Below are 24,602 nucleotides of genomic sequence, written 5' to 3' on the forward strand. Positions count from 1 at the left end.
CCTGTCGGAGCAGGAGCGGCTGATCGCCGGTCTGCTGACGCCGGCGCACCTGCTGGATGTGGTGAAGAACTTCCTGCTCTTCATGCAGGTCGGCGGCCAGACCATCAAGTCGGTATGCCGCTACCCGCAGTACCGGGCGGTGAACCGGGCCATCGCCCGCCTCAAGACCGGCCAGACCCGGCTGCAACAGGGCGAGCACGACCAGCGCGGCGGCATCATCTGGCACACCCAGGGCTCGGGCAAGAGCCTGACGATGGTGTTCCTGGTGCGCAAGATGCGCGCGGACGCGCAGCTGCGGCGCTTCAAGGTCATCGTCGTCACCGACCGCAAGGACCTGCAAAGCCAGCTTTCCGTGACCGCCACGCTGACCGGCGAGGTGGTGGAAGTGGCAGACAGCACCGCGGGCGTGAAGGCGCTGGCGCGGCGCAAGGGGCCGGGGCTGGTCTTCGCCACCATCCAGAAGTACCGTGACCCGGACACGGCGGGTGACGCGCCGCTGACGGCCGACGACCTGCCCAAGCTCGAAGAACCGAAAGCCAGCTACAAGGCAGGCGAGAAGTTCGAGGTGCTGAACGAGGACGACAGCATCCTCGTTCTGGTCGACGAAGCGCACCGCACGCAGGCCGGCGATCTGCACGCCAACCTGCTGGCCGGGCTGCCCAACTGTGCGCGCATCGGCTTCACCGGCACGCCGATCATCATGGGTGAGAAGAAGCGCACCCACGAGATCTTCGGCGAGTTCATCGACCGCTACACGATCAAGGAGGCCGAGGCCGACGGCGCCACCGTGCCGGTACTGTACGAGGGCCGCACCGCCAACGGCGCCATCAAGGACGGCGCCAGCCTGGACGAGCTGTTCGAGGACCTGTTCCGGAGCCACACGCCCGAGGAACTGGAGGCGATCAAGAAGAAGTACGCCACCAAGGGCCACGTCTTCGACGCCCCGGCGCTGATTGCCGACAAGGCGCGCGACATCCTGCGCCACTACGTCACCAACATCCTGCCCAATGGCTACAAGGCGCAGGTGGTGGCCTACAGCCGGCTGGCGGCGATCCGCTACTTCGAGGCGCTGAAGACGGCGCGCGCCGAGCTGCTGGCAGAAGCTGAAGAGTTGATCCCGCACGACAAGGCGCTGGACGACGAGGCCCTGTGCCAGCGGCCGCCGAAGGTGCAGGCGGTGGTGCAGGCCTGGCGCTACCGCGAGACGCTGGCACGCATCGAGTTCGCGCCCATCATCTCGGGCAGCAACAACGACGATCCGGCCTGGAAGACCTGGACCGACGGCGCGGCGCACGAGCAGCTGATCAAGCGCTTCAAGAAGCCCTTGTTCCACGCCGACGCCGCCAAGACCGACCCACTGGCCTTCCTGGTGGTGAAGTCGATGCTGCTCACGGGCTTCGACGCGCCCATTGAAGGCGTGATGTACCTGGACCGGCCGATCCGCGAGGCGGAGCTGCTGCAGGCGATTGCCCGCGTCAACCGCACCGGCTTCGGCAAGCGCTGCGGCATCGTCGTGGACTACTACGGCGTGGCGCAGCACCTGAAGGAGGCGCTGGCCGCCTACGCCGACGAGGATGTGGAAGGCGCTCTGGCCAGCCTGAAGGACGAGATGCCGGTGCTGCGCGACCGGCACCTGCGCATGGTGGACCTGTTCCGGCAGCGGGGCATCGAGTCTCTGGAAGACACCGAAGCCTGCGTCGAGGCGTTGGGCAGCGAGAAGCTGCGGGCCGAGTTCGCGGTGAAGCTCAAGGCCTTCCTGGCGTCTCTGGACACCGTGCTGCCGCGCCCCGAGGGCCTGCCGTACTCGGGTGACGCGAAGCGACTGGCCTACCTCTACGCCCGGGCGCGCAACCGCTACAAGGACACGCCGGTTCTCGGCAAGGACGTCGGCGCCAAGGTTCGCAAGCTGATCGACGACCACGTGATCTCGCTGGGCATCGACCCGAAGATCCCGCCGATCCAGCTGACCGATGCGGAGTTCGACACGCACCTTGCACGCGCGGCCAACGACCGCGCCAGGGCCTCCGAGATGGAGCACGCGATCCGTTCGCACATCCGCCGGCACACCGACGAAGACCCGGTGCTGTACCGCAAGCTGTCGGAGCGTCTGAACGACATCCTGACGGCCCTGGGCGAGCAGTGGAACGAGGTCATCGCCCAGCTGCAGAAGATCATCGACGAGCTGAAGAGCGGCAAGGCGGGCGCAGCCGAAGCCACGGGTGACCTGCCGGAGCACTGCGCACCCTTCCTGCGGACTGTTCTGGACGTGGTGTGTGCCGGGCAGACGCCGGCGCCGGCCGAACTCCTGCGGCTGCAGGACGTGACCATCGAACTGGTGGACCTGCTGGTTCAGGAACTGCAGGGCAATCGCAATCTCTGGACGCCGAGCAAACGGGCCGATCAGGACCACCTGAATGCTCAGCTCTTCGAGCACCTGATGCGTTTGCGCCCGCCGCTGTTAGACGCCGATAAAGCGGGTGTCCTGGCCGACAGGCTGATGGAGCAGGCGCGCGCCAACCACGCCAAGCTGGTGCAAGTGTGAGCAGCAATCGCCGGGCCGCCCCAGGATCGCAGCCCGCCCCCTCGGAGAGCCGGCGCGCAGCGACGGGGAGCACACCTGTCACGATGCTCACACCGGTGCAGTCGCCCAGCAGGCTCCAGGTGGACGATCTGCAGTTCACCGTGCGGCACAGCGCTCGCCGCAGGACGATGCAGATCACCGTCGAGCGCGACGGGGATCTACTGCTGTCGGCCCCACCCGAGGTGGATGAGGCCCGGCTGCGGGCGTTCGTACAGGAGAAGCGCTTCTGGATCTATACCAAGCTGGCTGAGAAAGAGCGCCTGCAACGCCGGGTGCCGCGCAAGGAATTCGTCGGTGGCGAGGGCTTCCTTTACCTCGGGCGCAGCCACCGGCTGAAGCTGGCGGATGAGCAGGACGTGCCGCTGAAGCTGGCCGCTGGCCGCTTCAGTCTGCGCCGGGACGCCTTGCCCGCCGCGCGTGCGCATTTCATCCGCTGGTACAGCGAGCGCGCCAGGGCCTGGCTGTCGAGCCGTGTGGCCGAGTACCAGAGCCGGATGGAGGTAGCGCCGGCCGGCGTCAAGGTGCAGGACCTGGGCTACCGCTGGGGCTCCTGCGGCAAGGGCGACTGGCTGTATTTCCACTGGAAGGCGATCCTGCTGCCGGCGCGCATCGCCGAGTACGTGGTGGTGCACGAAATCGCCCATCTGCACGAGCCGCACCACACCCCGGCCTTCTGGCTGCGCGTGGAACGCGCCATGCCGGACTACGCGCAGCGCAAGGCCTGGCTGGCCGAGCACGGAATCGATGTCGAGGGGATCTGAAAACGCAAGTCGTTCCCGGAGCGGGTGGCATGCTTGGTGGATGCGATTCGAAATTTTCGTCGGCACGAGCACGACCTCAAGGCACCCCATGGCCGCTCAGTGCCAGCCGCGGGCGCCGGCCTTCTGACGTGCCTCGCGATCGCGGCGCAGGTTTTCTTCGAGTTCTTCCCGGCCACTCTTGGCAATCGCGACCGTCCTGGCCTCGTCGTGGAAGTGTGGCAACAGGGCGTTGAGCGTGATCAGGTTCTGCCGGCGAAAGGCTTCGGCAATCTCGCGCGCTTCATAGGGTTCGACGCCCAGCACGGTCAGGGCCGCACGGGCGCTCCTCAGTGACGACTCGAAGGTCTCGCGTTCGATCGCGGTCACCCTGCGATCGGCCAGTTCGAGCCAGTGCCGCACGTTGCGCGCACGCGCGACGATGGCCAGGTTCGGAAAGCTCTCCCTGACCAGGTCGATGAGGGCCAGACTGTCGGCCACGTCGTCGATGGCGACGACCAGCAACTTTGCCTTGGCGGCCCCTGCTGCTGCCAGCAGGTCGAGGCGCGTGGCGTCGCCATAGAAGACCTGGTAGCCGAACTTGCGCAGGATGTCGATCTGATCGGGATCGTGATCGAGCACGGTGATGGGGATCCCCTGCGCCAGCAGGACACGGCCGACGATCTGCCCGTAACGCCCCATCCCGGCGATGATCACCGCCGCGCTGTCGTCGTCGATGGCATCGGCTTCGCGCTGCGTCTGCGCGCGGCGTGCGGTCAGACGATCGAAAGCGATCAGCAGCAACGGCGTGGCCGCCATCGACAGCGCCACGGCCGCCGTCAGCAGGCCTTCCCAGACACTCGGCAGGACGCCTGCCGTGCGGGCCACGCCGAAGACGACGAAGGCAAACTCGCCCGCCTGCGCCAGCAGCGCCGCGAACAGCCAGCGCTCCGGGCGCGGCACCTCCAGGCGCAGGGCGATCAGGGCGAGCATGCTGCCCTTGACCACCAGCAGACCGACCACCAGTATCGCCAGCAGGCCGGGGCGCGCAATGACCTGGCCGAAGTCGATCGACATCCCGACGGCCATGAAGAAGAGTCCGAGCAGCAGCCCCTTGAACGGCGCGATGTCGCTTTCAAGGGCATGCCGGTACTCGGAACTGGCCAGCAGAACCCCTGCCAGGAAGGCTCCAAGGGCCATCGACAGGCCGGCGCCGGCCATCAGCAGGGCAATGCCGATCACCAGCAACAAGGCGAAAGCGGTGAAGATCTCGCGGACTTCGGATTGGGCGATCAGGCGCATCAGAGGACGCGTCAGAAAGCGACCGATGATCACCACGCCAACGATCGCGGCCATCGCCTGGCCGGCGCCCAGCCAGCCGCTGCCGCCCTCGCCACCGGCCGCCCCCAGAAAAGGCACCAGGGCAATCAACGGAATCGCCGCAATATCCTGGAACAACAGCACGGCGAAAGCACTGCGACCGACCGGTGCGGTCATCACGTTGCGTTCGTTCATCGTTTGCACGGCGATCGCCGTTGACGACAGCGCCAGCGCCAGACCGGCGGCAAGGGATGCCTGCCAGCTCAGACCGAGTGCGATCAGACCGACCGCCAGGGCGGCGCCACACACGGCCATTTGCAGCGTCCCGCCACCGAACACCGCACGGCGCATCTCGACCAGACGCTTCAGCTCGAGTTCGAGCCCGATCAGGAACAACATCAGGACGACGCCGAACTCCGCGAAATGTAGCGTCGATTCGACGTGGCCGACCAGCCTAAGCCCCCACGGACCGATCAGCGCACCGGCAATCAGGTAGCCGAGGACCGAGCCGAGGCCGCTTCGCTTGGCGATCGGGACGCAGACGACTGCCGCGCCGAGGTAGACCAGGGCATCGCGCAACAAAGATTCAGCCATGTTCATCCTCCGCAGCAAAGGCGAGCAGCCGCTGCCGATACTGTGCAGCCTGCTGTTGCAGGGTGGCCTCATCGATCAGATGCGCGCCGTGCACGACTTGCGGTGGCAGCCAGTGCATGCCGCAGAAACGCGCGGTCATTTCCAGGGCCGGCGCGAAGGCGGTGAACGGAAAACGATGCGTTCCCTCTGGCGAGTAACCCTCCGACGTTGCGCCGGTGGTCGTCACCCACAGACACGACTTGCCGACCAGCGCGGTGCCGCCTTCGCCGATCGCCCAGCCTTCCGTGAGCACCGTGTCGAACCAGAGTTTTTGCAGGGCCGGCGCCGAATACCACATGCACGGATGCTGCCAGACGATCAGTCGGGATTCGATCAGCAGTTTGCGTTCGGCCTCGACATCGATTTCGAAATCCGGATAGCGGTCGTACAGCGAGCGGACGATCACCGACGGCACGGTGCGCGCCGCTTCGAGCAGCACGCGATTGGCGCGTGATCGCGCCGGATGCGGATGGGCATAAATCAGGGCAATCAAGAGCAATCCTCAGTAAAGGGTTGGCCCCATTCATCACCGGCCTGGCAGCCTCGGCGCCGGGCATGCGCACGTTCGCGTTCAGCGGCGCCGCTTTAGTGCGTCCGCTGGAACGACTCGTTGGGCGTTCCTGTCGGCGTTTTGGGCCTTGCACGGTAAATGGGTTCTGGCGCTAACTCATTGAAATACGGTCATTCCGGACTTGATCCGGAATCCGGTTTGTTTCTCCAACGGTTCCTTTAACATTTTAATCGGATGAACGAATCTGGACTCGGCGTACGCTGGAATGACGGTGGGCGGGTAGAACCAATTGGCCCTGTTGGGCCTTGCACTCAGCCTTGACAGATGGACAGGGTATGAATACTATAAGTAGCAAATATCTCATGGGCACAACCCCTCCAAGGTAAATTGGTTCTGGCGCTAACTCATTGAAATACTGTCATTATGGATGAAACTACCCAAGTACTCGACTTATTTGATGCTGACGTTAGAACGCTGGGGGCTCAGCTGGCTGAAAGAACGACGAATCGCTGCGAAATTGTCGTGGGCGACGCTCGCCGGATCCTGCACGAGATGCCCGAGGGGTACTTTGAATGCGTCGTGACCTCACCCCCGTACTGGGGCTTGAGAGATTACGGCGTCGACGGGCAAATCGGTGCAGAGACTACGGTTGACGAGTACATTGCGGACCTCGTGCGCCTGTTCCGGGAGGTTCGGCGCACCCTCGCCGATGACGGCACCCTGTGGCTGAACATCGGTGACAGCTACACCTCCGGGGGCAGGACCTGGCGGGATGCTGACGCCAAGAACAAGGGGCGGGCAATGGATTATCGTGCCCCGACGCCCGAGGGTTTGAAGCCGAAAGACTTGATCGGCGTTCCTTGGCGGTTGGCGTTAGCCCTTCAGGCAGACGGCTGGTATCTGCGCACGGACATTATCTGGAACAAGCCCAACTGCCAGCCTGAAAGCGTGAAGGATCGCCCGACCCGCGCCCATGAATACGTGTTCCTGTTTTCCAAGTCAGAGCAGTATTACTACGACTGGCAAGCGATCATGGAAACTGCGGCGGACCCTAAACAGAAGTCGAAGAACCGGCGCACTGTCTGGAACATCAATACCGAGCCTTACCCCGGCAGTCACTTTGCCGTATATCCGCGGGCGCTCGTTCGCCTCTGCGTAACGGCAGGTTCCCGCGAGAATGGCCGGGTACTTGACCCGTTTTTCGGATCAGGAACTACAGGCATTGTTTGCAATGAGCTGGGCAGAAAGTGCGTCGGTATTGAACTGAGCGCGGAATATGCAGAACTGGCGCGTGAACGGCTGTTACGGGGGCGCTGAGCCCAGAATCCAGGTCGCGTGCACTTTGCAGAGGTCTTTTCGCAGGTGTTTGATTTGGAGCTTGCGCTCAGTGCCCCCATCAAAATACAGCGAATACTTGAGCTGCCCACTTATATCCTTGACATAACCGTAGCCCGGCTGCGGTTCCTGTCTGCTGCCCGCACAAACCTCTAGTTCGCAGTTCTCGGCTTCGAGCAACAGCTTTTTGGGGATCTCGACGAGTTCGTAGCGGATCTTGGCACCGTCATCTTTCAGGCGTCGGAGTGTAAAGATACGGTCATAGCTTTGCATGTGCTCAAGGAACAAATCCCGCAGCAGAGGCAACTTCCATTCACCTCGGCCAAGCTCCATCCACTTGCTGACGTGGAGCGATTCGTCCTTGATATTGGCTGCGGCTTCTGTCTTGAGGCTGACCGGAATTCCACGAATGGTCATGTCGTGACCCCGGTTCGTCCGGCTTTTTACGAGCTGGGCCGGGATGCCAGAGGCGTTTAGTGCAGACTCAAACGTAAACCCGAATCGATCTTTGCTCAGAGCCTGCCGGCTTCCTGCGTGGTGGCTCAACAAGCGATCACCAAGGAAGGCAAGGACAGCATCCGTGACCACATCGGAATCAGGGGCACGGTCGAATTGGCAAGCCGCCCCGAACGCATGGATAGCCGACTTGACCCATGTCTGTTGCGCCGGAGTCAGGCGACGTAGCGCTTCAACGATTTCGCGGATTTCCTTTTCCGAAAGGCTCACTCAAGTTTTCCCGTCTGTTCATTATTCGATGGGCTTTCGCGCTCGGTGAGCAACTCGGGAACTGTCACACCCAAAGTTGAGGCCAAAACCTCAAGCGTGCTGAGTGTGACATTTCTTTCGTGACGTTCAACTGAGCCGATGTATGTGCGGTGCAAGCCGCATTGCTCGGCGAGTCCTGCTTGGGAAAAACCCTTTTCCTTACGAAAAGTCTTGATGTTCTCAGCTAATACCGTGCGGAGAGAGTCGCTCGATTTTCTGACCATGCTCAAGCCCTAACTGATCAGGCTGAGCTTGTCTGCAAATGACGACTATAACGCCCTTCCCGCTTCAAGGCATCGATCTCGTGCGCCGTGAACGTTTTCGGAAACAAGGCCGAGCGCATTTCGCGCGCGCCTGCGAGCCGCTCGCCGGGGGTCACTGTCGTCAGCACGAGAACGGCCTCAAGGCACACGATTGCTTTGCTGTTCATGCGGCGGCGATGCTTCTCGGCCGCAGCCTTCAGTCGCTCGTACACCGCATCAGGGATGTTCTTCAAGGTCAGGGTCGTCGGCATTGCTCACTCCAGCCAAGGGGCAACCATTGTGGTTGCACGCAAACGCTCCGTCAAGGCGGGCGCCTGCCGTTGTAAAAGAGGAAGTGCTCCGTCAGGCCGACCATTAATTCACCGATCGTGGCATAGCCCTTCAGATAGACGTCCTCAGGCTTGACGTTGCGCCATAGCCGCTCGACGACAACCATGATCGCCACCCGGTCGGCAAAGCCATGTGGGAGGCGAATGTAACTGATATCCGTGCTCCAGACCTGATTTGACCTGACTCTCGGACGTGCCGGAACTGGGGCGGCTGTCGCGCCGGGAAATCTCCGCCTTGATCAGCGTGGTGCCGTTCAACCGCGATTCCGGCCAGATATGCGCGGCCAACACGCCATCTTCGGCGTGCGCGGGCTCTATGGCGGCGCTGGTGGCCATCCACTTCAACGCCGCCATCAAGCAGTTCTACGAGTGCCTCGTCGCCGCGGGAAAGCCCAGAAAGGTCGCCATCGTCGCTTGCATGCGCAAGCTCCTCACCATCCTCAATGCCATGGTCAGAACTGGAAAATCCTGGGACGATTCTCTTCATATCGCTTGAATCGAAAGACCGTTGCTCAGATCTTTGCGCCAATGAAACGGGTTTGCCCATATACTGTTTCGTTGTCGCCGGTGCCGCGCCCGTTTCGAGTAAGGCTTTGAGGGGTTTTCCGGCGAGCTTGTCGGGGGATGACAGTCATGAAAGAGAAAACCGCTTCGACGGCGTCTGCGCCGCTGCGCGCCGGACTTGCGGGCAACGTCGAAGCCGTGCCGACAGGCGGTCAGTCGGTCAGCGAGCCGTCGCAGGAGGACGATGCGGATCAGGATCGCTCGACCGAGAACGACCCGTTGCCGATGAGCGGCCTGCGCATCATCGACGTCGGCACCTTTCTCGCCGGCCCTTATGCGGCGTCGATTCTTGGCGAGTTCGGCGCCGAGGTGCTGAAAGTCGAGCACCCGATCGCCGGCGATCCGATGCGCCGTTTCGGAACAGCGTCGAAGCGTCACGATGCGACACTGGCCTGGCTCAGCGAAGGCCGCAACCGGAAATCGGTCACTCTCGATCTGCGCCAACAGCAGGGTGTCGATCTGTTCCTGAAGCTGGTCGCCAAGTCGGATGTACTGATCGAGAACTTCCGCCCCGGCACGATGGAGGAATGGGGACTGGGTTGGAACGAGTTGAGCCAGGCCAACCCGGGCCTGGTCATGCTGCGCGTCTCGGGCTACGGACAGACCGGACCGTATCGCAGACGTTCGGGATTTGCGCACATTGCGCATGGCTTTGCCGGACTCTCGTACCTCGCCGGTTTCCCCGGTGAAACACCGGTGGTTCCCGGGACCGCGCCAATGGGAGACTACCTGTCCAGCCTGTACGGCGCGATCGGCATTCTGCTGGCCCTGCGCCACCGCGAGGCGACCGGACAAGGCCAGATCATCGACATCGGGATCTACGAGGCGGTATTTCGCCAGATGGACGAAATTGCCGCTGCTTACGGCCTGTTCGGCAAGGTACGCGAGCGCGAAGGCGCCGGCAGCTTTGTCGCCGTTCCGCATGGCCACTTCCGCACCATCGACGACAAATGGGTCGCCATCGCCTGCACCACCGACAAGATGTTCGAACGCTTCGCGGCGGTGATGGGCAAAGCAGAACTCGCCGCTGCCGATCGCTACGGCAATCAGCGCAAGCGCCTGGCAGCGCGCGACGAGGTCAACCGGATCGTCATCGAATGGGTCGGTTCGATGCCTCGCAACGAGGTCATGCAGCGCTGCATCGACGGCGAAGTGCCGATCGGCAAGCTCAACAGCATCGCCGACATCTTCGAGGACGAACATTTCCAGGCGCGCGGCAATCTCGCCCATCTACAGGAGGAAGGTCTGGGTGAAGTGGTGATTCCGGGCGTGGTTCCGACACTGTCCGAAACGCCGGGCAGGATTTCCAACCTCGGTCCCCCACTCGGCAACGCGACCTATGAAGTCCTGCGCGAGCTGCTCGGGATTTCGGCAAAGGAAATCAAGCGGCTACGACAACACAAGATCATCTGAACGGGCCATTGCGAGGACTCTCATGACGACCACTGATCCTGCCGTGACCCGGCTGCCACTCGAAGGGATTCGCGTCATCGATGCCGCAACGGTCATCGCTGCGCCTTACAGCGCGACCATCCTGAGTGAATTCGGCGCCGAAGTATTGAAAGTCGAGAACCCGGTCGGCGGCGACCCGATGCGTTACTTCGGGACTCCGACCAGACGCAAGGACACGCTCGCCTGGCTCAGCGAAGCGCGCAACAAGAAATCGGTGACCCTCGACCTGCATCTGCCCGAAGGCGTCGAGCTGTTCAAGCAACTGATTGCCAAGTCCGACGTGCTGTGCGAGAACTTCCGGCCCGGCACCCTCGAAAAATGGGGTCTTGGCTGGGAGGTCCTGCGCGAGGTCAACCCTGGCCTGATCATGCTGCGCGTTACCGGGTACGGCCAGACCGGCCCCTACCGCGACCGTCCCGGTTTCGCGCGGGTCGCGCACGCGGTCGGCGGCATCGCCTTTCTCGCCGGCATGCCGAGGGGAACCCCGGTGACGCCGGGGTCGACGACCCTTGGCGACTACCTGACCGGCCTCTACGGTTGCATCGGCATCCTGATGGCCTTGCGCCACCGCGAGCGCACCGGCCAGGGGCAATATATCGATGCCGCCCTGTACGAATCGGTGTTTCGCTGCACCGACGAACTGGCGCCGGCCTACGGCATGTTCGGCCGGATTCGTGAGCGGCACGGACCGACGCATAACGACTTTGCTTGCCCGCACGGTCATTTTCCGACCAAGGACGACGGCAAGTGGGTGGCCATTTCGTGCGTCACCGACAAGCTTTTCGAGCGCCTGGCGATCGCCATGGGACGCCCCGAACTGGCTGCGCCACATGTCTACGGAAACCAGAAGACGCGCCTTGAGAACCGTCATGATGTCAACGAAATCGTCCGCGACTGGTGCGGTTCGCTGCATCGCGACGACCTCCTCAACCGCTGCTTCGCTGCCGGTGCGCCGGCCGGTCCATTGAACAGCATTGCCGACATTTTTGGCGACCGGCAGTTCCATGCCCGCCGCAACCTGGTGGCCATCGACGAGCAGGACATCGGCGAGACGGTGATTGTCCCGTCAGTGCTGCCGCGTCTGTCGGTCACGCCGGGCCGGATCAAGCACCTGGGTCCACGACTCGGGCAACATACCGACGAAGTCCTCGCGGATCTGCTCGGTCTGACCGCAGACGAGATCGATGAACTGCGCAAGCAGCGTGTGATCTGAACAGCAAAGGAATGGGTGGATAGAATGGATGGGATCCTCAAGGGCTTGCGCGTCATCGAAGGCTCGGCTTTTGTCGCCGCCCCACTGGGCGGCATGACGCTGGCTCAGCTCGGAGCGGATGTCATCCGTTTCGACCCGCTCGGCGGCGGCCTCGACCATCGCCGCTGGCCGCTCACCCTCGACGGCCAACACAGTCTGTTCTGGGCGGGCCTGAACAAGGGCAAGCGCTCGATCGCCGTAGACTTTCGCAAGCCGCGTGGCCAGGAGTTGTTGACGCAACTGATCTGTGCGCCAGGCGAAAATGCAGGTCTGTTCAGCACCAACTTTCCGGCCAAGGGCTGGCTCGCTTACGAGACGCTGCAGGCACGGCGTCCGGATTTGATCATGGTCAATCTGACCGGACGCCGTGACGGCAGCTCGGAAGTCGATTACACGCTGAATCCGCAGCTCGGCCTGCCCTTGATGACCGGGCCCAACTCGTCGCCGGAAGTGGTGAACCACGTCTTTCCGGCCTGGGATTTCATCAGCGGCCAGATGATCGCCCTCGGCCTGCTCGCCGCCGAAAGACATCGGCGGCTGACCGGCGAAGGACAACTGATCCGCCTCGCATTGAAGGACGTGGCACTGGCCATGCTCGGCAATTTTGGCATGCTTGCCGAGGTGATGATCAATGACACCGACCGGCCCAGACAGGGCAACTATCTCTACGGCGCTTTCGGCCGCGATTTCACCACGCTCGACGGCAAGCGCCTGATGGTCGTCGGTCTGACCAGCATGCAGTGGCGTTGCCTGATCAAGGCCACCGGCCTGCAGGAGGCCATCGCGGCACTCGGCGCCCGGCTTGGCCTGGACCTCGAGGACGAGGGTAATCGCTTCCGTGCCCGACAACAGATTGCTGCGCTGCTCGAACCCTGGTTCCATGCGCGCACGCTTGCCGAAGCTGCGGCCATCCTCGATGCCCACCGCGTCAGCTGGGGTCCCTATCGCAGCGTCCGTGAAACCATTGCCTGCGACCCCGATTGCTCGACCGACAATCCGCTGTTCACCATGACCGAACAACCCGGTATCGGCGCCTACCTGATGCCCGCGACGCCGCTCCAGTTCGGCCGCGTGCCACGCCTGCCGGCGATGCCGGCGCCACGCCTTGGCGAACACACCGACCAGATCCTGCTCGATATTCTCGGTTTGAGCGAGGCCGAGGTCGGCCGCCTGCACGACGCGCGCGTCGTTGCCGGGCCGGATTGAAAACCACTGTGTCAACGCCGTCGACTCCACCCGCCTTTCTTTCGTCAGGGACAACCGCCATGAAGCCACCCATTCATTTCTACAAGCCACTCGCCATCGGCGCGCCACAGCCCCTGCGAGAACTGCCGGTGCGGCCGGAACGAATGATCCATTTCTTTCCGCCGCACATCGACAAGATTCGTGCCAAGGCGCCCGAAACCGCGAGGAGTTGTGACGTCATGTGCGGCAACCTCGAGGATGCCATTCCCATCGACGCCAAGGACGCAGCGCGCGCCGGTTTCATCGAACTGCTGAGCAAGCATGACTTCGGTGATACCGCGATGTGGGTGCGCGTCAACGCCTTGAACAGCCCGTGGATACTCGACGACCTCGAACAAATCATCCGACAGGTCGGCAACAAACTCGATGTGATCATGATTCCCAAGGTTGAAGGCGCGTGGGACATTCATTTCGTCGACCAGTACGTTGCGCTGCTCGAAGCCAGGTACGCGGTCAGGAAACCGATTCTGCTGCACGCCCTGCTCGAAACCGCGCAGGGCGTGACCAACGTCGAATCCATTTGTGCTGCCAGTCCGCGCATGCATGGTCTGAGCCTCGGCCCGGCTGACCTGGCCGCCTCGCGCGGCATGAAAACCACCCGCGTCGGCGGCGGTCATCCCGGCTACGGCGTCCTTGCCGACCCCGAACCCGGCCAGAACCAGCGCGCCTTTTTCCAGCAGGACCTCTGGCATTACACGGTCGCGCGCATGGTCGATGCCGCGGTGGCACATGGCCTGCGCTCGTTCTACGGTCCTTTCGGTGACCTCAAGGACGAAGCCGCCTGCGAGGCACAGTTCCGCAATGCCTTCCTGATGGGTTGCTCGGGCGCCTGGTCGCTGGCACCGAACCAGATCGCCATCGCCAAACGCGTCTTCAGCCCCGACGTCAAGGAAGTGCTGTTCGCCAAGCGCATTCTCGAAGCGATGCCCGACGGCAGTGGGGTAGCGACGATCGACGGTAAAATGCAGGACGATGCGACCTGGAAACAGGCCAGGGTGATCGTCGATCTGGCACGCCTGGTGGCCAGGCGCGACCCGGAACTAGCCGCCGCATATGGACTGTAGGACCTTCTTTCAACCCCTTGGGGAGAGCGTTCAGTGAGCGAAAAAACCAGACATGGCAACTTTTTCGAAGATTTCCGCGTCGGGCAGAAGATTGCGCACGCCACACCGCGGACCCTCACCGAGGGCGACGTGGCCCTGTACACCGCCTTGACCGGGTCACGCTTTGCCACTTCAGCCGACACCTTCGCGCACAGCATCGGCTTCCCGCGGGCACCCATAGACGATCTGCTGGCCTTTAACATGGTCTATGGCCGAACCGTGCCGGACATTTCGCTCAGTGCCATCGCCAACCTCGGTTACGCGATGGGCCGCTTCGGCCATCCAGTCTATCCGGGCGACACGCTCAGCGCCGATTCCACCGTGATCGGGCTCAAAGAAAACAGCGACGGCCAGACCGGTATCGTTTATGTGCGTTCGTGCGGGGTCAATCAACGCGGGCAGATCGCCCTCGATTACTGTAGCTGGTTCATGGTCAGCAAGCGCGACCCGGCTTCGCCGCCTCCGGAAACCGTCGTGCCGGAACTGCCGACTGCCGTCGCGGCTGGTGATCTGCGGGTTCCGATCGGGATCAGGGTTGAACAGTACGATACCGCCTTGTCCGGTAGCACCGATCTCTGGAATGACTATCAGGTCGGCGAATGCATCGACCACGTGGACGGCATGACCATCGAAGAAAGCGAACACATGATGGCCACCCGTCTGTACCAGAACAACGCGCGCGTACACTTCAACCAGCAGGCCGCAACGACCGGCCGCTTCGGCCGCCGCCTGATCTACGGTGGCCACATCCTCAGCCTGGCGCGCTCGCTTTCCTTCAACGGCCTGGCCAATGCGTTCAGCATCGCGGCGATCAACGGTGGCCGGCATGTCGCACCCGCCTTTGCCGGTGACACGATCTACGCCTGGTCGGAAGTTCTCGAACAACTGATCGTGCCGGGACGCAACGACATCGGTGCGCTGCGGCTGCGTACCGTCGCGACCAAGAACCAGCCCTGCGCGGATTTCCCCTACAAGACTGCCGATGGCCGTTACGATCCGGGCGTGCTGCTCGACTTCGACTATACGGTGCTGATACCGAGAAGAGAGTAGCCGCGGCGAGGGTGGTCGCATAGCTTCCTCCGCCTGGATCTTCCTTTCCTCCTTGAAAAAACTTCGGCCATACGCCGCGGTATCGTTGTTTTCATCAGACTTGAACTCAGCTATGCTGCGCGGACGTCGAAAGAACGATGTAAACCAATGGAGGGATTATGTTCCAAGTCCGAATACACGGTCGCGGTGGCCAGGGTGTGGTAACGGCTGCCGAGATGTTGTCTATTGCTGCGTTTGAGGAAGGCCGCCACGCTCAGGCCTTCCCGAGCTTCGGTTCCGAACGTACCGGGGCCCCAGTCGTCGCCTTCTGCCGCATCGCCGACCAGGAGATCCGGCTACGCGAACCGATCATGGAACCCGATGCCCTGATCATTCAGGACCCGACGCTGCTGTTCCAGGTCGATGTCTTTGCCGGCCTGAAAAAAGGCGGCTACATCCTGATCAACACCACCCGCAGCTTCGATGAACTGGGTCTCGGCGATTTCCTCCGCGACTGGCCGAAAGAGAGATTGTGCACGGTCCCGGCCACCGATCTCAGCCGTAGGCATGTCGGTCGTCCGATGCCCAATGTCCCCTTGCTCGCCGGTTTTGCGGCCGCATCAGGCATCATCCGGCTGGAATCGGTGATCATGGCGATCAACAACAAATTTTCCGAAAAGGTGGCCAGAAACAATATCACTGCTGCTACCGAGGCTTATCAGTTCGTCCTCGACGAAATCGAGAGCGCTCGTCAAGAGGAGGCCGCACATGCTTAAGCAGACCGAAGGTTCACACGCCGTTGCCGAAGCCGTCGCCCTGTGCCGGCCCGAAGTGATCTGCGCCTACCCCATTTCACCGCAGACGCACATCGTTGAAGGCCTGGGCGAGATGGTCAAGGCCGGCGAAGTCGAGAACTGCGAGTTCATCAACGTCGAGTCCGAGTTCGCCGCGATGAGCGTTGCCATTGGCTCATCGGCCACCGGCGCCCGCACCTACACCGCCACCGCTTCACAGGGTCTGCTGTTCATGGTCGAAGCCGTGTTCAATGCTTCCGGCCTGGGCCTGCCAATCGTGATGACCGTCGCCAACCGCGCCATCGGCGCACCGATCAACATCTGGAACGATCACTCGGATTCACTCTCGCAACGCGACTGCGGCTGGATCCAGTTGTTCGCCGAGACCAACCAGGAAGCGCTCGATCTGCACATCCAGGCCTTCAAGCTGGCTGAGGAAGTCAGCCTGCCGGTGATGGTCTGCATGGATGGCTTCATTCTGACGCACGCTTACGAGCGGGTGGACGTTCCCAGCCAGGAGCAGGTCGACGCCTTCCTGCCGCCTTACGAACCTCGTCAGTCGCTTGACCCCAGGGAGCCGGTGTCGATTGGCGCGATGGTCGGCCCCGAGGCTTTCGCGGAGGTCCGCTACCTTGCGCACGCCAAGCAGATGCAGGCTCTGGGACTGATCCCGAAAATGGCCGAGCAGTTCAAGACGGTATTCGGTCGTGAGTCGGGTGGACTGACGCGCTCGTATCTGACCGAGGATGCTGAAACCATCGTCGTCGCGATGGGTTCGGTGCTGGGAACGATCAAGGATACCATCGACGAAATGCGGGCTGCCGGTGAGAAGATCGGCGTGCTGGGAATCACTTCCTACCGGCCTTTCCCGATCGACAGCGTCCGGGCTGCGCTGCAGAATGCGCAGCGCGTGGTGGTGCTCGAGAAGAGCCTGGCCGTCGGCATCGGCGGCATCCTGTCTACCGACGTGCGCATGGCGATGTCGGGCCTGCAACTGCACGGCCATACCGTGGTCGCCGGACTCGGCGGGCGGGCGATTACCCGCAAATCCCTGGGCGCGCTGTTTGCCAAGGCCGCTCGTGGCGAACTCGAACATCTGACCTTCCTCGATCTCGACTGGAACGTGGTCAACAAGCAGCTCGAACGCGAGCGTACGACTCGCCGTTCGGGTCCGGCAGCCGAAAGCATGCTGCGCGACGTGGGCGTCATTGCCGCCCGTATTGGCTGAGGAATCGACGATGAGCTTTCAACCCCTTCATTTCTACCAGACCGGCACCTTCACCATTGGCAACCGCCTGCTCGGCGAAGAAGACCGGACGGTGCAGGCCGACATTCGCCGCACCAATTCACTCAATTCAGGGCATCGCGCCTGCCAGGGCTGTGGTGAAGCACTCGGCGCGCGTTTTGCCATCGATGCGGCGATGAATGCCGCGCGTGGCCGACTGATTGCAGCCAATGCCACCGGTTGCCTCGAAGTCTTCTCGACACCCTACCCCGAGACCTCGTGGCAGATCCCCTGGATTCACTCGCTCTTCGGCAACACCGCCGCGGTCGCCACCGGCATCGCTGCTGCGATCAAGGTGAAAAGACAAAAAGGCGAGATGGCTGATGTCCGCGTCGTTGCCCAGGGCGGCGACGGTGGCACCACCGACATCGGATTCGGCTGCCTGTCAGGGATGTTCGAGCGCAATGATGATGTCCTGTATATCTGCTACGACAACGGCGGCTACATGAACACCGGCGTGCAGCGCAGTTCGGCCACGCCGCCGGCAGCCCGCACGGCGACCACCATGCCGGTCGGTCCGGAGCCCGGCAATGTCTTTGGCCAGGGCAAATTCGTTCCGGCGATCGCCATGGCGCATGAGATTCCTTACGTCGCAACGGCGACCGTTGCCGGCCTGCACGACCTCGAATACAAGGTCACCAAGGCAATGGGCATGCGCGGCGCCCGCTACATCCATATCCTGGTGCCCTGCCCGCTTGGCTGGGGGGCGGCGTCGCAGGACACCATCAGGCTGGCGCGCCTGGCCAAGGAAACCGGCATCTTTCCGGTTTTCGAGGCGGAACACGGCGAAGTCACCGGCGTCCTGAAAATCCGCCGGCAACAGCCAGTCGAGGAATACCTGCGACTGCAGAAACGCTATGCCCACTTGTTCGGCAAGACGCCGGCAGTGGCAACGATCGCCCGCCTGCAAGCGGCGGCAGACAAGAACATTCGCAAGTACGGACTGCTCGACCAGGAGGCGAACTGATGGAAAAGCCCTTTGCCATAACCCTAGACCCCGGCTCTTCGCTGGCCAACCGCACTGGCTCGTGGCGCACGTCCAGGCCGGTGTATGTTGACCGCCTGCCGCCCTGCAACCATCAATGCCCGGCCGGCGAAGACATCCAGGGCTGGCTGTTCCACGCCGAATCCGGCGATTATGAAAGCGCCTGGCGGCACCTGACCAAGGACAATCCCTTCCCGGCAATCATGGGACGCGTCTGCTACCACAGTTGCGAGAACGTCTGCAACCGCGGCAAGATCGATGCCGCCGTCGGCATCAATTCGGTCGAGCGCTTTCTCGGCGATGAAGCGCTCAAGCGCGGCTGGAAGCTGTCAGCACCGACCAGCGAATCCGGCAAGCATATCCTGATCGTCGGCGCCGGCCCTTCGGGGATGTCGGCGGCCTATCACCTGCGCCGGCTCGGTCACCGGGTCACGGTCCATGAGGCGGGTCCGCTGCTCGGCGGCATGATGCGCTTCGGCATTCCCAAGTACCGCCTGCCGCGCGATGTGCTCGAAGCCGAGATGCAGCGTGTCGTGGAACTTGGGGTCACGGTGAAACTGAACAGCAAGGTCGACAACATCCTCGACACCATGCAGGCCGGCAAATTCGACGCCGCTTTCCTGGCGGTCGGTGCACACATCGGCAAGCGGGCGAGGATTCCGGCCGGTGACGCCGCAAAAATCATCGACGCCATTTCGCTGCTGCGCAGCATGGAAGGGGAAGACAAGCCCATGCTTGGCCGGCGCGTCGTCGTTTACGGGGGCGGTAACACGGCCATCGACGTGGCGCGCACCGCCAAGCGCATGGGCGCCGAGCCGCTGATCGTCTATCGTCGGACGCGCGAGAAAATGCCGGCACATGATTTCGAGGTCGAGGAGGCGCTCCAGGAAGGCATCATGGTCAAGTGGCTGTCGACCATCAAGCAGGCCGACGAATCCTCGTTGACCATTGAAAAGATGGCTCTCGACAGCAATGGCTTTCCGCAACCGACGGGCGAGATTGAAACCATCGAGGCCGACTCGCTGGTGCTCGCGCTCGGGCAGGACGTCGATCTCAGTTTGCTCGAAGGTGTTCCCGGACTGCAGGTCAGCGATGGCGTGGTGCAGGTCGGCGCCAACATGATGACCGGCCATCCGGGCATTTTCGCGGGTGGCGACATGGTCCCGGCCGAACGCAACGTCACGGTCGGCATCGGTCACGGCAAGGCGGCGGCCAGGCATATCGACGCCTGGCTGCGCAACGAGCAGTATGTCGCACCGCCCAAGCACGAAGTCGCGGTGTTCGAGAACCTCAACACCTGGTATTACACCGATGCTCCGAAGACCGTTCGCCCGATGCTGGACATCATTCGTCGTCAATCGACCTTCGATGAAGTCCAGGGCGGACTCGATGAAAGCACCGCGCTGTTCGAGGCCCGGCGCTGTCTTTCCTGCGGCAACTGCTTCGAATGCGACAACTGCTACGGCGTCTGTCCGGACAATGCAGTCATCAAACTCGGCGCCGGCAAGCGCTTCGAGTTCAACTACGATTATTGCAAGGGCTGCGGCATGTGCGTCGCCGAATGTCCCTGCGGCGCGATCAAGATGGAAGCAGAAGAAATCTGAGCGCCGAGCAACACCGGCATCGACGCTCCTGGCCGCTTGCCGCAACTGGAGCGCGCAAACCACGTGATCCGGCATCGTGTCCGGATCGCCCAATCCGGGGACACTTCGAACCTGGCGTTTGAAGTGTCCCTTCCTTGTTCCCTAAACCGCGAGGTATGTATGTCCACTGAAACAAAGAACGTCTACGTATTTGGTGCCGCTCGAACTGACGGCGACGCCACGATGAAGAATCTGCTCGGAGGCAAGGGCGCCAACCTGGCCGAAATGTGCCGCCTGGGGATTCTCGTCCCCCCCGGCTTCACGATCAGCACCGAGGTGTGCACCGTCTATAGCGAGCAGGGCCAGGACGCCGTGGTCAGGTTGATCGAGGCGAATGTCCGAGAGGGCGTGGCTTTCGTCGAAAAAGAGATGGGCAAGAAATTTGGCGACGCGTCCGATCCGCTGCTGCTGTCGGTGCGCTCGGGTTCGCGCGCTTCGATGCCGGGGATGATGGACACCATCCTGAATCTCGGCCTCAATGACGAGGCGGTTGCCGGGCTGGCGCGCAAGGCCGGCAACGAACGTTTTGCCTGGGATTCGTACCGCCGTTTCGTACAGATGTATGGCGACGTGGTGATGGGTCTCAAACCGGTGTCGAAGCAGGAACACGATCCCTTCGAAGTGGTCATCGACGCGCTCAAGGAGAAGAAGGGCGTACAGCTCGATACCGAACTCGACACCAACGACCTCAAGGAATTGGTGCTGCGTTTCAAGGGACTGATTCGTGCTCGCGTCGGCCGCGAGTTCCCGACCGACCCGTGGGAACAACTCTGGGGTGCGGTGATGGCCGTTTTCCAGAGCTGGAATAACGACCGCGCCAAGGTCTATCGTGAACTGAACGACATCCCCGACTCCTGGGGTACGGCCGTGAACGTACAGGCCATGGTTTTCGGGAACCTGGGCGATCAAAGCGGTACCGGCGTTGCCTTCACGCGCGATGCGGGCACCGGCGAAGACCTGTTCAATGGCGAATTCCTGGTCAATGCACAGGGAGAAGACGTCGTTGCCGGCACTCGTACACCGCAACAGATCACCCTCGAGGGGTCGCGCCGCTGGGCACAACTGGCACTGGTTAGCGAGGACGAGCGCCGCAGCAGGTTCCCGTCGCTCGAGGAACTGATGCCCGACATCTACCGGCAACTCCTGCAAGCGGAGACAACACTCGAGAACCATTACCGGGACATGCAGGACGTCGAGTTCACGATCCAGGAAGGCCGCCTGTGGATGCTCCAGACGCGCAACGGCAAGCGCACCGGCGCAGCCATGGTGCGCATCGCCATGCAGATGCTCAAGCAGGGCATGATCGATGAGAAAGAGGCTTTGCGACGGGTTGACCCGGAGCGTTTGAACGAGCTCCTGCATCCGGTTTTCGATCCGGCAGCGATCAAGAAGGCCCGTTCCATCGCGCATGGCCTGCCGGCCTCTCCGGGCGCGGCAACCGGACAGATCGTCTTCTTTGCCGATGAGGCCGAGGAGTGGGTCAGAAAGGGCAGAACCGTGATCCTGGTTCGTCAGGAAACGTCACCCGAAGACCTGCGCGGCATGAGCGTCGCCAAGGGAATCCTCACCGCTCGCGGTGGCATGACCTCGCACGCGGCCGTCGTCGCGCGCGGCATGGGCAAATGCTGCATCTCCGGCGCGGGCGCCGTACGGGTCGATTACCACGCCCGTTCGATGTCGATCGGCAACCAGACTTACCAGGAAGGCGACTGGATCTCGCTCGACGGTTCGACCGGTGAAGTCTACGAGGGTCAGATACCGACCAAGGAAGCCGAACTCACCGGCGACTTCGGTGCCTTGATGGAACTGACCGACCGCTACAAGCGGCTCGGTGTGCGCGCCAATGCCGACACCCCAGATGACGCCAAGGTGGCGCGCAATTTCGGCGCCAAGGGCATCGGCCTGTGCCGCACCGAACACATGTTCTTCGAGGGCGACCGCATCAAGGCGGTGCGCGAAATGATCCTTGCCGATGACGAAACCGGTCGGCGGCGGGCGCTGGCCAAACTGCTGCCGATGCAGCGCGGCGATTTCGAAGGCCTGTTCCGCGAGATGAGCGGTCTGCCAGTCACCATCCGCCTGCTCGATCCACCGCTGCACGAATTCGTCCCGCACGATGAAGAAAACCAGCGGATCATGGCCCACGAGATGAATGTACCGCTGGGCGTGATCAAGATGCGCGTCGACGATCTGCACGAGTTCAACCCGATGATGGGTCACCGCGGCTGCCGCCTGGGCATCACCTACCCGGAAATCACCGAAATGCAGACGCGCGCGATCCTCGAAGCAGGCCTCAACATGAAGGCCAAGGGTTTCGACGTCAAGGCTGAAATCATGATTCCGCTGGTCGGGACGGTCCGTGAATTCAACGCCCAGGCCAAGGTCATCCGCCAGACGGCGGCGGCGGTCTTCGCCGAACGTGGCGAAAAACTCGACTACCTGCTCGGCACGATGATCGAAACGCCGCGCGCCGCCCTGATCGCCGACAGCATCGGTGGACAGGCGGAGTTCTTCTCGTTCGGCACCAACGACCTGACGCAGATGACCATGGGCTTCTCGCGCGATGACGCCGGCAAATTCCTGCCCAGCTACCTGAAAGACGGCATGTACGAGCAGGATCCTTTCCAGTCGATCGACCAGAAAGGCGTCGGCCTGCTGGTCAAGATGGCCGTCGAGAAAGGTCGTTCGGTACGTCCGGGAATCAAGCTGGGGGTCTGCGGTGAGCACGGAGGCGACCCGGCTTCGGTCGCATTCTTCCACCGGACGGGTCTCGATTACGTCAGTTGCTCGCCGTTCCGGGTACCGCTGGCCCGCCTGGCTGCCGCGCAATCGGCCCTCGACGACGGCAAGTAGGCCTGGAGCCACAAGCCCGGCGCCAGCGCCGGGCTTTTCTCTCACGACACCTCTGGCTTGCCAGAGGTGTCTTTTCATTGATCACATGAACTTCGAACTTCTCGCCAGCGATGGCGCTGCCCGTCGAGGCCGCCTCAGCCTCGCTCATGGCAGCATCGAAACCCCTGTCTTCATGCCCGTCGGCACCTATGGAACGGTCAAGGCGATGACCCCGCGCGACCTCATCGAGACCGGCGCGCAAATCTGTCTGGGCAACACCTTCCACCTCTGGCTGCGCCCCGGTCTGGAAGTCATCGCCGCACATGCCGGCCTGCACCGCTTCATGTGCTGGAACGGCCCGATTCTCACCGACTCCGGTGGCTTCCAGGTCTTTTCGCTGGGTGCGCTGCGCAAAATCAGCGAAGAGGGAGTCCATTTCCAGTCGCCGATCAACGGCGACCGCCTGTTCCTGACCCCTGAAGAGTCAATGCGTATCCAGCATGTCCTCGATTCAGATATCGTCATGATCCTTGACGAATGCACGCCCTACCCTGCCACCCGTTCCGAAGCAGCCAGTTCGATGCGGCTGTCGCTGCGCTGGGCCAGGCGCTCACGCCTGCAGCACGACCATCTGGAAAACAGCAACGCGCTGTTCGGAATCGTGCAGGGCGGCATGTATGAAGACTTGCGGGACGAATCCTTGGCCGGGCTGGCCGAAATCGGCTTCGATGGCTTCGCCATCGGCGGGCTGTCAGTCGGCGAACCGAAGCACGAAATGGCGCGCATCCTTGCCCATACCACACCGCGTCTACCGCAGAACAAGCCGCGCTATCTGATGGGGGTGGGTACACCGGAGGATCTGGTGGCTGCCGTACAGACGGGGATTGACCTGTTCGACTGCGTCCTGCCAACGCGCAACGCGCGCAATGGCCATTTCTTCACTCGTCATGGCGACGTCCGGATCCGGAATGCCAAATACAGGAACGACCCGCGACCGCTTGACGAAAGCTGTGCGTGCTATACCTGCCAAAACTTTTCGCGCGCCTACCTGCACCACCTCAACCGTGTCGGCGAGATTCTCGCCGCGCAGCTCGGCACACTGCATAACCTGCACTATTACCACCAATTGATGAACGAGCTGCGCGATGCGATTTCCGCCGGCACACTTTCTGCGGTAGTGGCCGCTTTCCATGGCGGGCGCTGTCAGCAGAATTGAACGGTAGTGGTACAATCGCCGGCTCAATTCAAACATTCTGCCATAGGAGACTGATGTGCTGATCAGCACCGCCCACGCCCAACAAGCTGCCGCCACCGACCCGATGGGCGGATTCATGCAGCTGCTGCCGATCATCCTGATGTTCGTCGTCCTCTACTTCCTGATGATTCGCCCGCAAATGAAGCGTGCAAAGGAACACAAGGCGCTGATCGAGGCCCTTGTCAAGGGCGATGAAGTCGTCACCGGCGGCGGCATTGCCGGCCGTGTCACCCGGGTCAGTGACAACTTCCTGACTCTCGAGGTGGCCCCTGCCGTCGAAATCCAGGTACAGAAGCAGGCCGTTACGGTGCTTCTGCCCAAAGGAACGCTGAAGGCGCTCTAACGGTCATGACTTTTCCAGGCACCCCGATCATGAAAGTCATGACCGTTTCCCTCCCTTGCAGAGCGCATTCCGGCTGGCACGCCGGAATCGTTCGATGGGCGCAGAGCAGGCTCTGCGAATTCCCCTCTCATCCCCCGCCCTCCCACGACGGCCCGCGCTGCATCGCGGGCCGGCTACGGCGGCGCGGAGCAGTGCTCCGCGAAACCCCGCCTGCGTTCCACGGCCCGCGCTGCATCGCGGGCCGGCTACGGCGGCGCGGAGCAGTGCTCCGCGAAACCCCGCCTGCGTTCCACGGCCCGCGCTGCATCGCGGGCCGGCTACGGCGGCGCGGAGCAGTGCTCCGCGA

20 protein-coding genes and 2 pseudogenes are annotated in these 24,602 nt (G+C 62.5%); 16 read left to right on the forward strand and 6 right to left on the reverse strand.

Annotated elements, in window-relative coordinates; translation table 11 throughout:
* The coding region (locus V5B39_RS15890; RefSeq protein ID WP_332343844.1) for a type I restriction endonuclease subunit R at positions 1–2,542 on the forward strand (2,542 nt) is incomplete at its 5' end.
* A gap of 83 nt (positions 2,543–2,625) precedes the next feature.
* Positions 2,626–3,342 (forward strand): M48 family metallopeptidase, encoded by a 717-nt coding sequence (locus V5B39_RS15895; protein WP_332343845.1) that lies wholly within the window; start codon positions 2,626–2,628, stop codon positions 3,340–3,342.
* A 96-nt stretch (positions 3,343–3,438) separates the two neighbouring features.
* Here the strand turns inward: V5B39_RS15895 and kefC are convergent, their stop codons facing one another.
* Positions 3,439–5,238 (reverse strand): glutathione-regulated potassium-efflux system protein KefC, encoded by a 1,800-nt coding sequence (gene kefC, locus V5B39_RS15900; RefSeq protein ID WP_332343846.1) that lies wholly within the window; start codon positions 5,236–5,238, stop codon positions 3,439–3,441.
* Positions 5,225–5,764 carry a glutathione-regulated potassium-efflux system oxidoreductase KefF gene (gene kefF / locus V5B39_RS15905; protein WP_332343847.1) on the reverse strand — a complete coding sequence of 180 codons (540 nt, stop codon included), beginning with the start codon at positions 5,762–5,764 and terminating at the stop codon, positions 5,225–5,227. Before kefF ends, kefC begins: the two co-directional genes overlap by 14 nt.
* A gap of 441 nt (positions 5,765–6,205) precedes the next feature.
* On the opposite strand from kefF, the gene V5B39_RS15910 reads away from it, so the two are divergent.
* Entirely contained in the window at positions 6,206–7,099 is an 894-nt protein-coding gene (locus V5B39_RS15910; protein WP_332343848.1) for a DNA-methyltransferase, read from the forward strand.
* Here V5B39_RS15910 and V5B39_RS15915 read toward each other — a convergent pair.
* From V5B39_RS15915 to V5B39_RS15930, 4 genes and pseudogenes are all read right to left on the reverse strand, one after another.
* Positions 7,085–7,843 (reverse strand): restriction endonuclease, encoded by a 759-nt coding sequence (locus V5B39_RS15915; protein ID WP_332343849.1) that lies wholly within the window; start codon positions 7,841–7,843, stop codon positions 7,085–7,087. The genes V5B39_RS15910 and V5B39_RS15915 overlap by 15 nt on opposite strands.
* Complete coding sequence (locus V5B39_RS15920; RefSeq protein ID WP_332343860.1) at positions 7,840–8,106, reverse strand: helix-turn-helix domain-containing protein; 267 nt, start codon at positions 8,104–8,106, stop codon at positions 7,840–7,842. The genes V5B39_RS15915 and V5B39_RS15920 overlap by 4 nt, the downstream gene beginning before the upstream one ends.
* Before the next feature lie 17 nt (positions 8,107–8,123).
* The gene (locus V5B39_RS15925) at positions 8,124–8,396 is read right to left on the reverse strand and encodes a FitA-like ribbon-helix-helix domain-containing protein (protein ID WP_332343850.1); all 273 of its coding nucleotides are present in this window, start codon (positions 8,394–8,396) and stop codon (positions 8,124–8,126) included.
* Between the two features lie 56 nt (positions 8,397–8,452).
* Positions 8,453–8,656 (reverse strand): annotated as a pseudogene (locus tag V5B39_RS15930) (hypothetical protein); the annotation flags it as partial.
* Between the two features lie 2 nt (positions 8,657–8,658).
* Between V5B39_RS15930 and V5B39_RS15935 the strand changes: the two are divergent.
* The 13 genes and pseudogenes from V5B39_RS15935 to yajC form a co-directional block, all read left to right on the forward strand.
* Positions 8,659–8,970: pseudogene (locus V5B39_RS15935) on the forward strand (IS110 family transposase); the annotation flags it as partial.
* Positions 8,971–9,263: 293 nt separating this feature from the next.
* Complete coding sequence (locus tag V5B39_RS15940; protein WP_332343861.1) at positions 9,264–10,451, forward strand: CaiB/BaiF CoA transferase family protein; 1,188 nt, start codon at positions 9,264–9,266, stop codon at positions 10,449–10,451.
* Positions 10,452–10,473: 22 nt separating this feature from the next.
* A complete protein-coding gene (locus V5B39_RS15945; RefSeq protein ID WP_332343851.1) occupies positions 10,474–11,703 on the forward strand; it encodes a CaiB/BaiF CoA transferase family protein in 1,230 nt (409 codons plus the stop codon).
* 24 nt (positions 11,704–11,727) lie between these two features.
* On the forward strand, positions 11,728–12,948 hold the full coding sequence (locus tag V5B39_RS15950; protein WP_332343862.1) for a 2-methylfumaryl-CoA isomerase: 1,221 nt from the start codon (positions 11,728–11,730) through the stop codon (positions 12,946–12,948).
* Between the two features lie 59 nt (positions 12,949–13,007).
* Complete coding sequence (locus tag V5B39_RS15955; protein ID WP_332343852.1) at positions 13,008–14,051, forward strand: HpcH/HpaI aldolase/citrate lyase family protein; 1,044 nt, start codon at positions 13,008–13,010, stop codon at positions 14,049–14,051.
* Between the two features lie 33 nt (positions 14,052–14,084).
* Entirely contained in the window at positions 14,085–15,140 is a 1,056-nt protein-coding gene (locus V5B39_RS15960) for a MaoC family dehydratase (protein ID WP_332343853.1), read from the forward strand.
* Positions 15,141–15,298: 158 nt separating this feature from the next.
* Positions 15,299–15,895, forward strand: a complete 597-nt coding sequence (locus tag V5B39_RS15965) for a 2-oxoacid:acceptor oxidoreductase family protein (protein WP_332343854.1) — start codon at positions 15,299–15,301, stop codon at positions 15,893–15,895.
* The gene (gene porA, locus V5B39_RS15970; RefSeq protein ID WP_332343855.1) at positions 15,888–17,141 is read left to right on the forward strand and encodes a pyruvate ferredoxin oxidoreductase; all 1,254 of its coding nucleotides are present in this window, start codon (positions 15,888–15,890) and stop codon (positions 17,139–17,141) included. The genes V5B39_RS15965 and porA overlap by 8 nt, the downstream gene beginning before the upstream one ends.
* Positions 17,142–17,151: 10 nt before the next feature.
* Positions 17,152–18,165, forward strand: a complete 1,014-nt coding sequence (locus tag V5B39_RS15975; RefSeq protein ID WP_332343856.1) for a thiamine pyrophosphate-dependent enzyme — start codon at positions 17,152–17,154, stop codon at positions 18,163–18,165.
* Entirely contained in the window at positions 18,165–19,787 is a 1,623-nt protein-coding gene (locus V5B39_RS15980) for an NAD(P)-binding protein (RefSeq protein ID WP_332343857.1), read from the forward strand. The genes V5B39_RS15975 and V5B39_RS15980 overlap by 1 nt, the downstream gene beginning before the upstream one ends.
* A 159-nt stretch (positions 19,788–19,946) precedes the next feature.
* A complete protein-coding gene (ppdK, locus tag V5B39_RS15985) occupies positions 19,947–22,679 on the forward strand; it encodes a pyruvate, phosphate dikinase (RefSeq protein ID WP_332343858.1) in 2,733 nt (910 codons plus the stop codon).
* Positions 22,680–22,764: 85 nt separating this feature from the next.
* The gene (gene tgt / locus V5B39_RS15990) at positions 22,765–23,874 is read left to right on the forward strand and encodes a tRNA guanosine(34) transglycosylase Tgt (RefSeq protein WP_332343859.1); all 1,110 of its coding nucleotides are present in this window, start codon (positions 22,765–22,767) and stop codon (positions 23,872–23,874) included.
* Positions 23,875–23,929: 55 nt separating this feature from the next.
* The gene (gene yajC, locus V5B39_RS15995; protein WP_034931364.1) at positions 23,930–24,256 is read left to right on the forward strand and encodes a preprotein translocase subunit YajC; all 327 of its coding nucleotides are present in this window, start codon (positions 23,930–23,932) and stop codon (positions 24,254–24,256) included.
* The last annotated feature ends 346 nt before the right edge of the window (positions 24,257–24,602 follow it).

It is taken from the genome of Accumulibacter sp. (assembly GCF_036625275.1).
Taxonomy (GTDB): Bacteria; Pseudomonadota; Gammaproteobacteria; order Burkholderiales; family Rhodocyclaceae; genus Accumulibacter.

What these genes read in the sequence shown, in the direction of transcription:
- ppdK (WP_332343858.1), top strand. Translation starts at nt 19,947, where the DNA reads ATGTCCACTGAAACAAAGAACGTCTACGTATTTGGTGCCGCTCGAACT.
- V5B39_RS15980 (WP_332343857.1), top strand. Translation starts at nt 18,165, where the DNA reads ATGGAAAAGCCCTTTGCCATAACCCTAGACCCCGGCTCTTCGCTGGCC.
- V5B39_RS15895 (WP_332343845.1), top strand. Translation starts at nt 2,626, where the DNA reads ATGCTCACACCGGTGCAGTCGCCCAGCAGGCTCCAGGTGGACGATCTG.
- V5B39_RS15925 (WP_332343850.1), bottom strand. Translation starts at nt 8,396, where the DNA reads ATGCCGACGACCCTGACCTTGAAGAACATCCCTGATGCGGTGTACGAG.
- V5B39_RS15945 (WP_332343851.1), top strand. Translation starts at nt 10,474, where the DNA reads ATGACGACCACTGATCCTGCCGTGACCCGGCTGCCACTCGAAGGGATT.
- V5B39_RS15965 (WP_332343854.1), top strand. Translation starts at nt 15,299, where the DNA reads ATGTTCCAAGTCCGAATACACGGTCGCGGTGGCCAGGGTGTGGTAACG.
- V5B39_RS15920 (WP_332343860.1), bottom strand. Translation starts at nt 8,106, where the DNA reads ATGGTCAGAAAATCGAGCGACTCTCTCCGCACGGTATTAGCTGAGAAC.
- V5B39_RS15950 (WP_332343862.1), top strand. Translation starts at nt 11,728, where the DNA reads ATGGATGGGATCCTCAAGGGCTTGCGCGTCATCGAAGGCTCGGCTTTT.
- kefC (WP_332343846.1), bottom strand. Translation starts at nt 5,238, where the DNA reads ATGAACATGGCTGAATCTTTGTTGCGCGATGCCCTGGTCTACCTCGGC.
- V5B39_RS15955 (WP_332343852.1), top strand. Translation starts at nt 13,008, where the DNA reads ATGAAGCCACCCATTCATTTCTACAAGCCACTCGCCATCGGCGCGCCA.
- V5B39_RS15910 (WP_332343848.1), top strand. Translation starts at nt 6,206, where the DNA reads ATGGATGAAACTACCCAAGTACTCGACTTATTTGATGCTGACGTTAGA.
- V5B39_RS15940 (WP_332343861.1), top strand. Translation starts at nt 9,264, where the DNA reads ATGAGCGGCCTGCGCATCATCGACGTCGGCACCTTTCTCGCCGGCCCT.
- tgt (WP_332343859.1), top strand. Translation starts at nt 22,765, where the DNA reads ATGAACTTCGAACTTCTCGCCAGCGATGGCGCTGCCCGTCGAGGCCGC.
- V5B39_RS15975 (WP_332343856.1), top strand. Translation starts at nt 17,152, where the DNA reads ATGAGCTTTCAACCCCTTCATTTCTACCAGACCGGCACCTTCACCATT.
- porA (WP_332343855.1), top strand. Translation starts at nt 15,888, where the DNA reads ATGCTTAAGCAGACCGAAGGTTCACACGCCGTTGCCGAAGCCGTCGCC.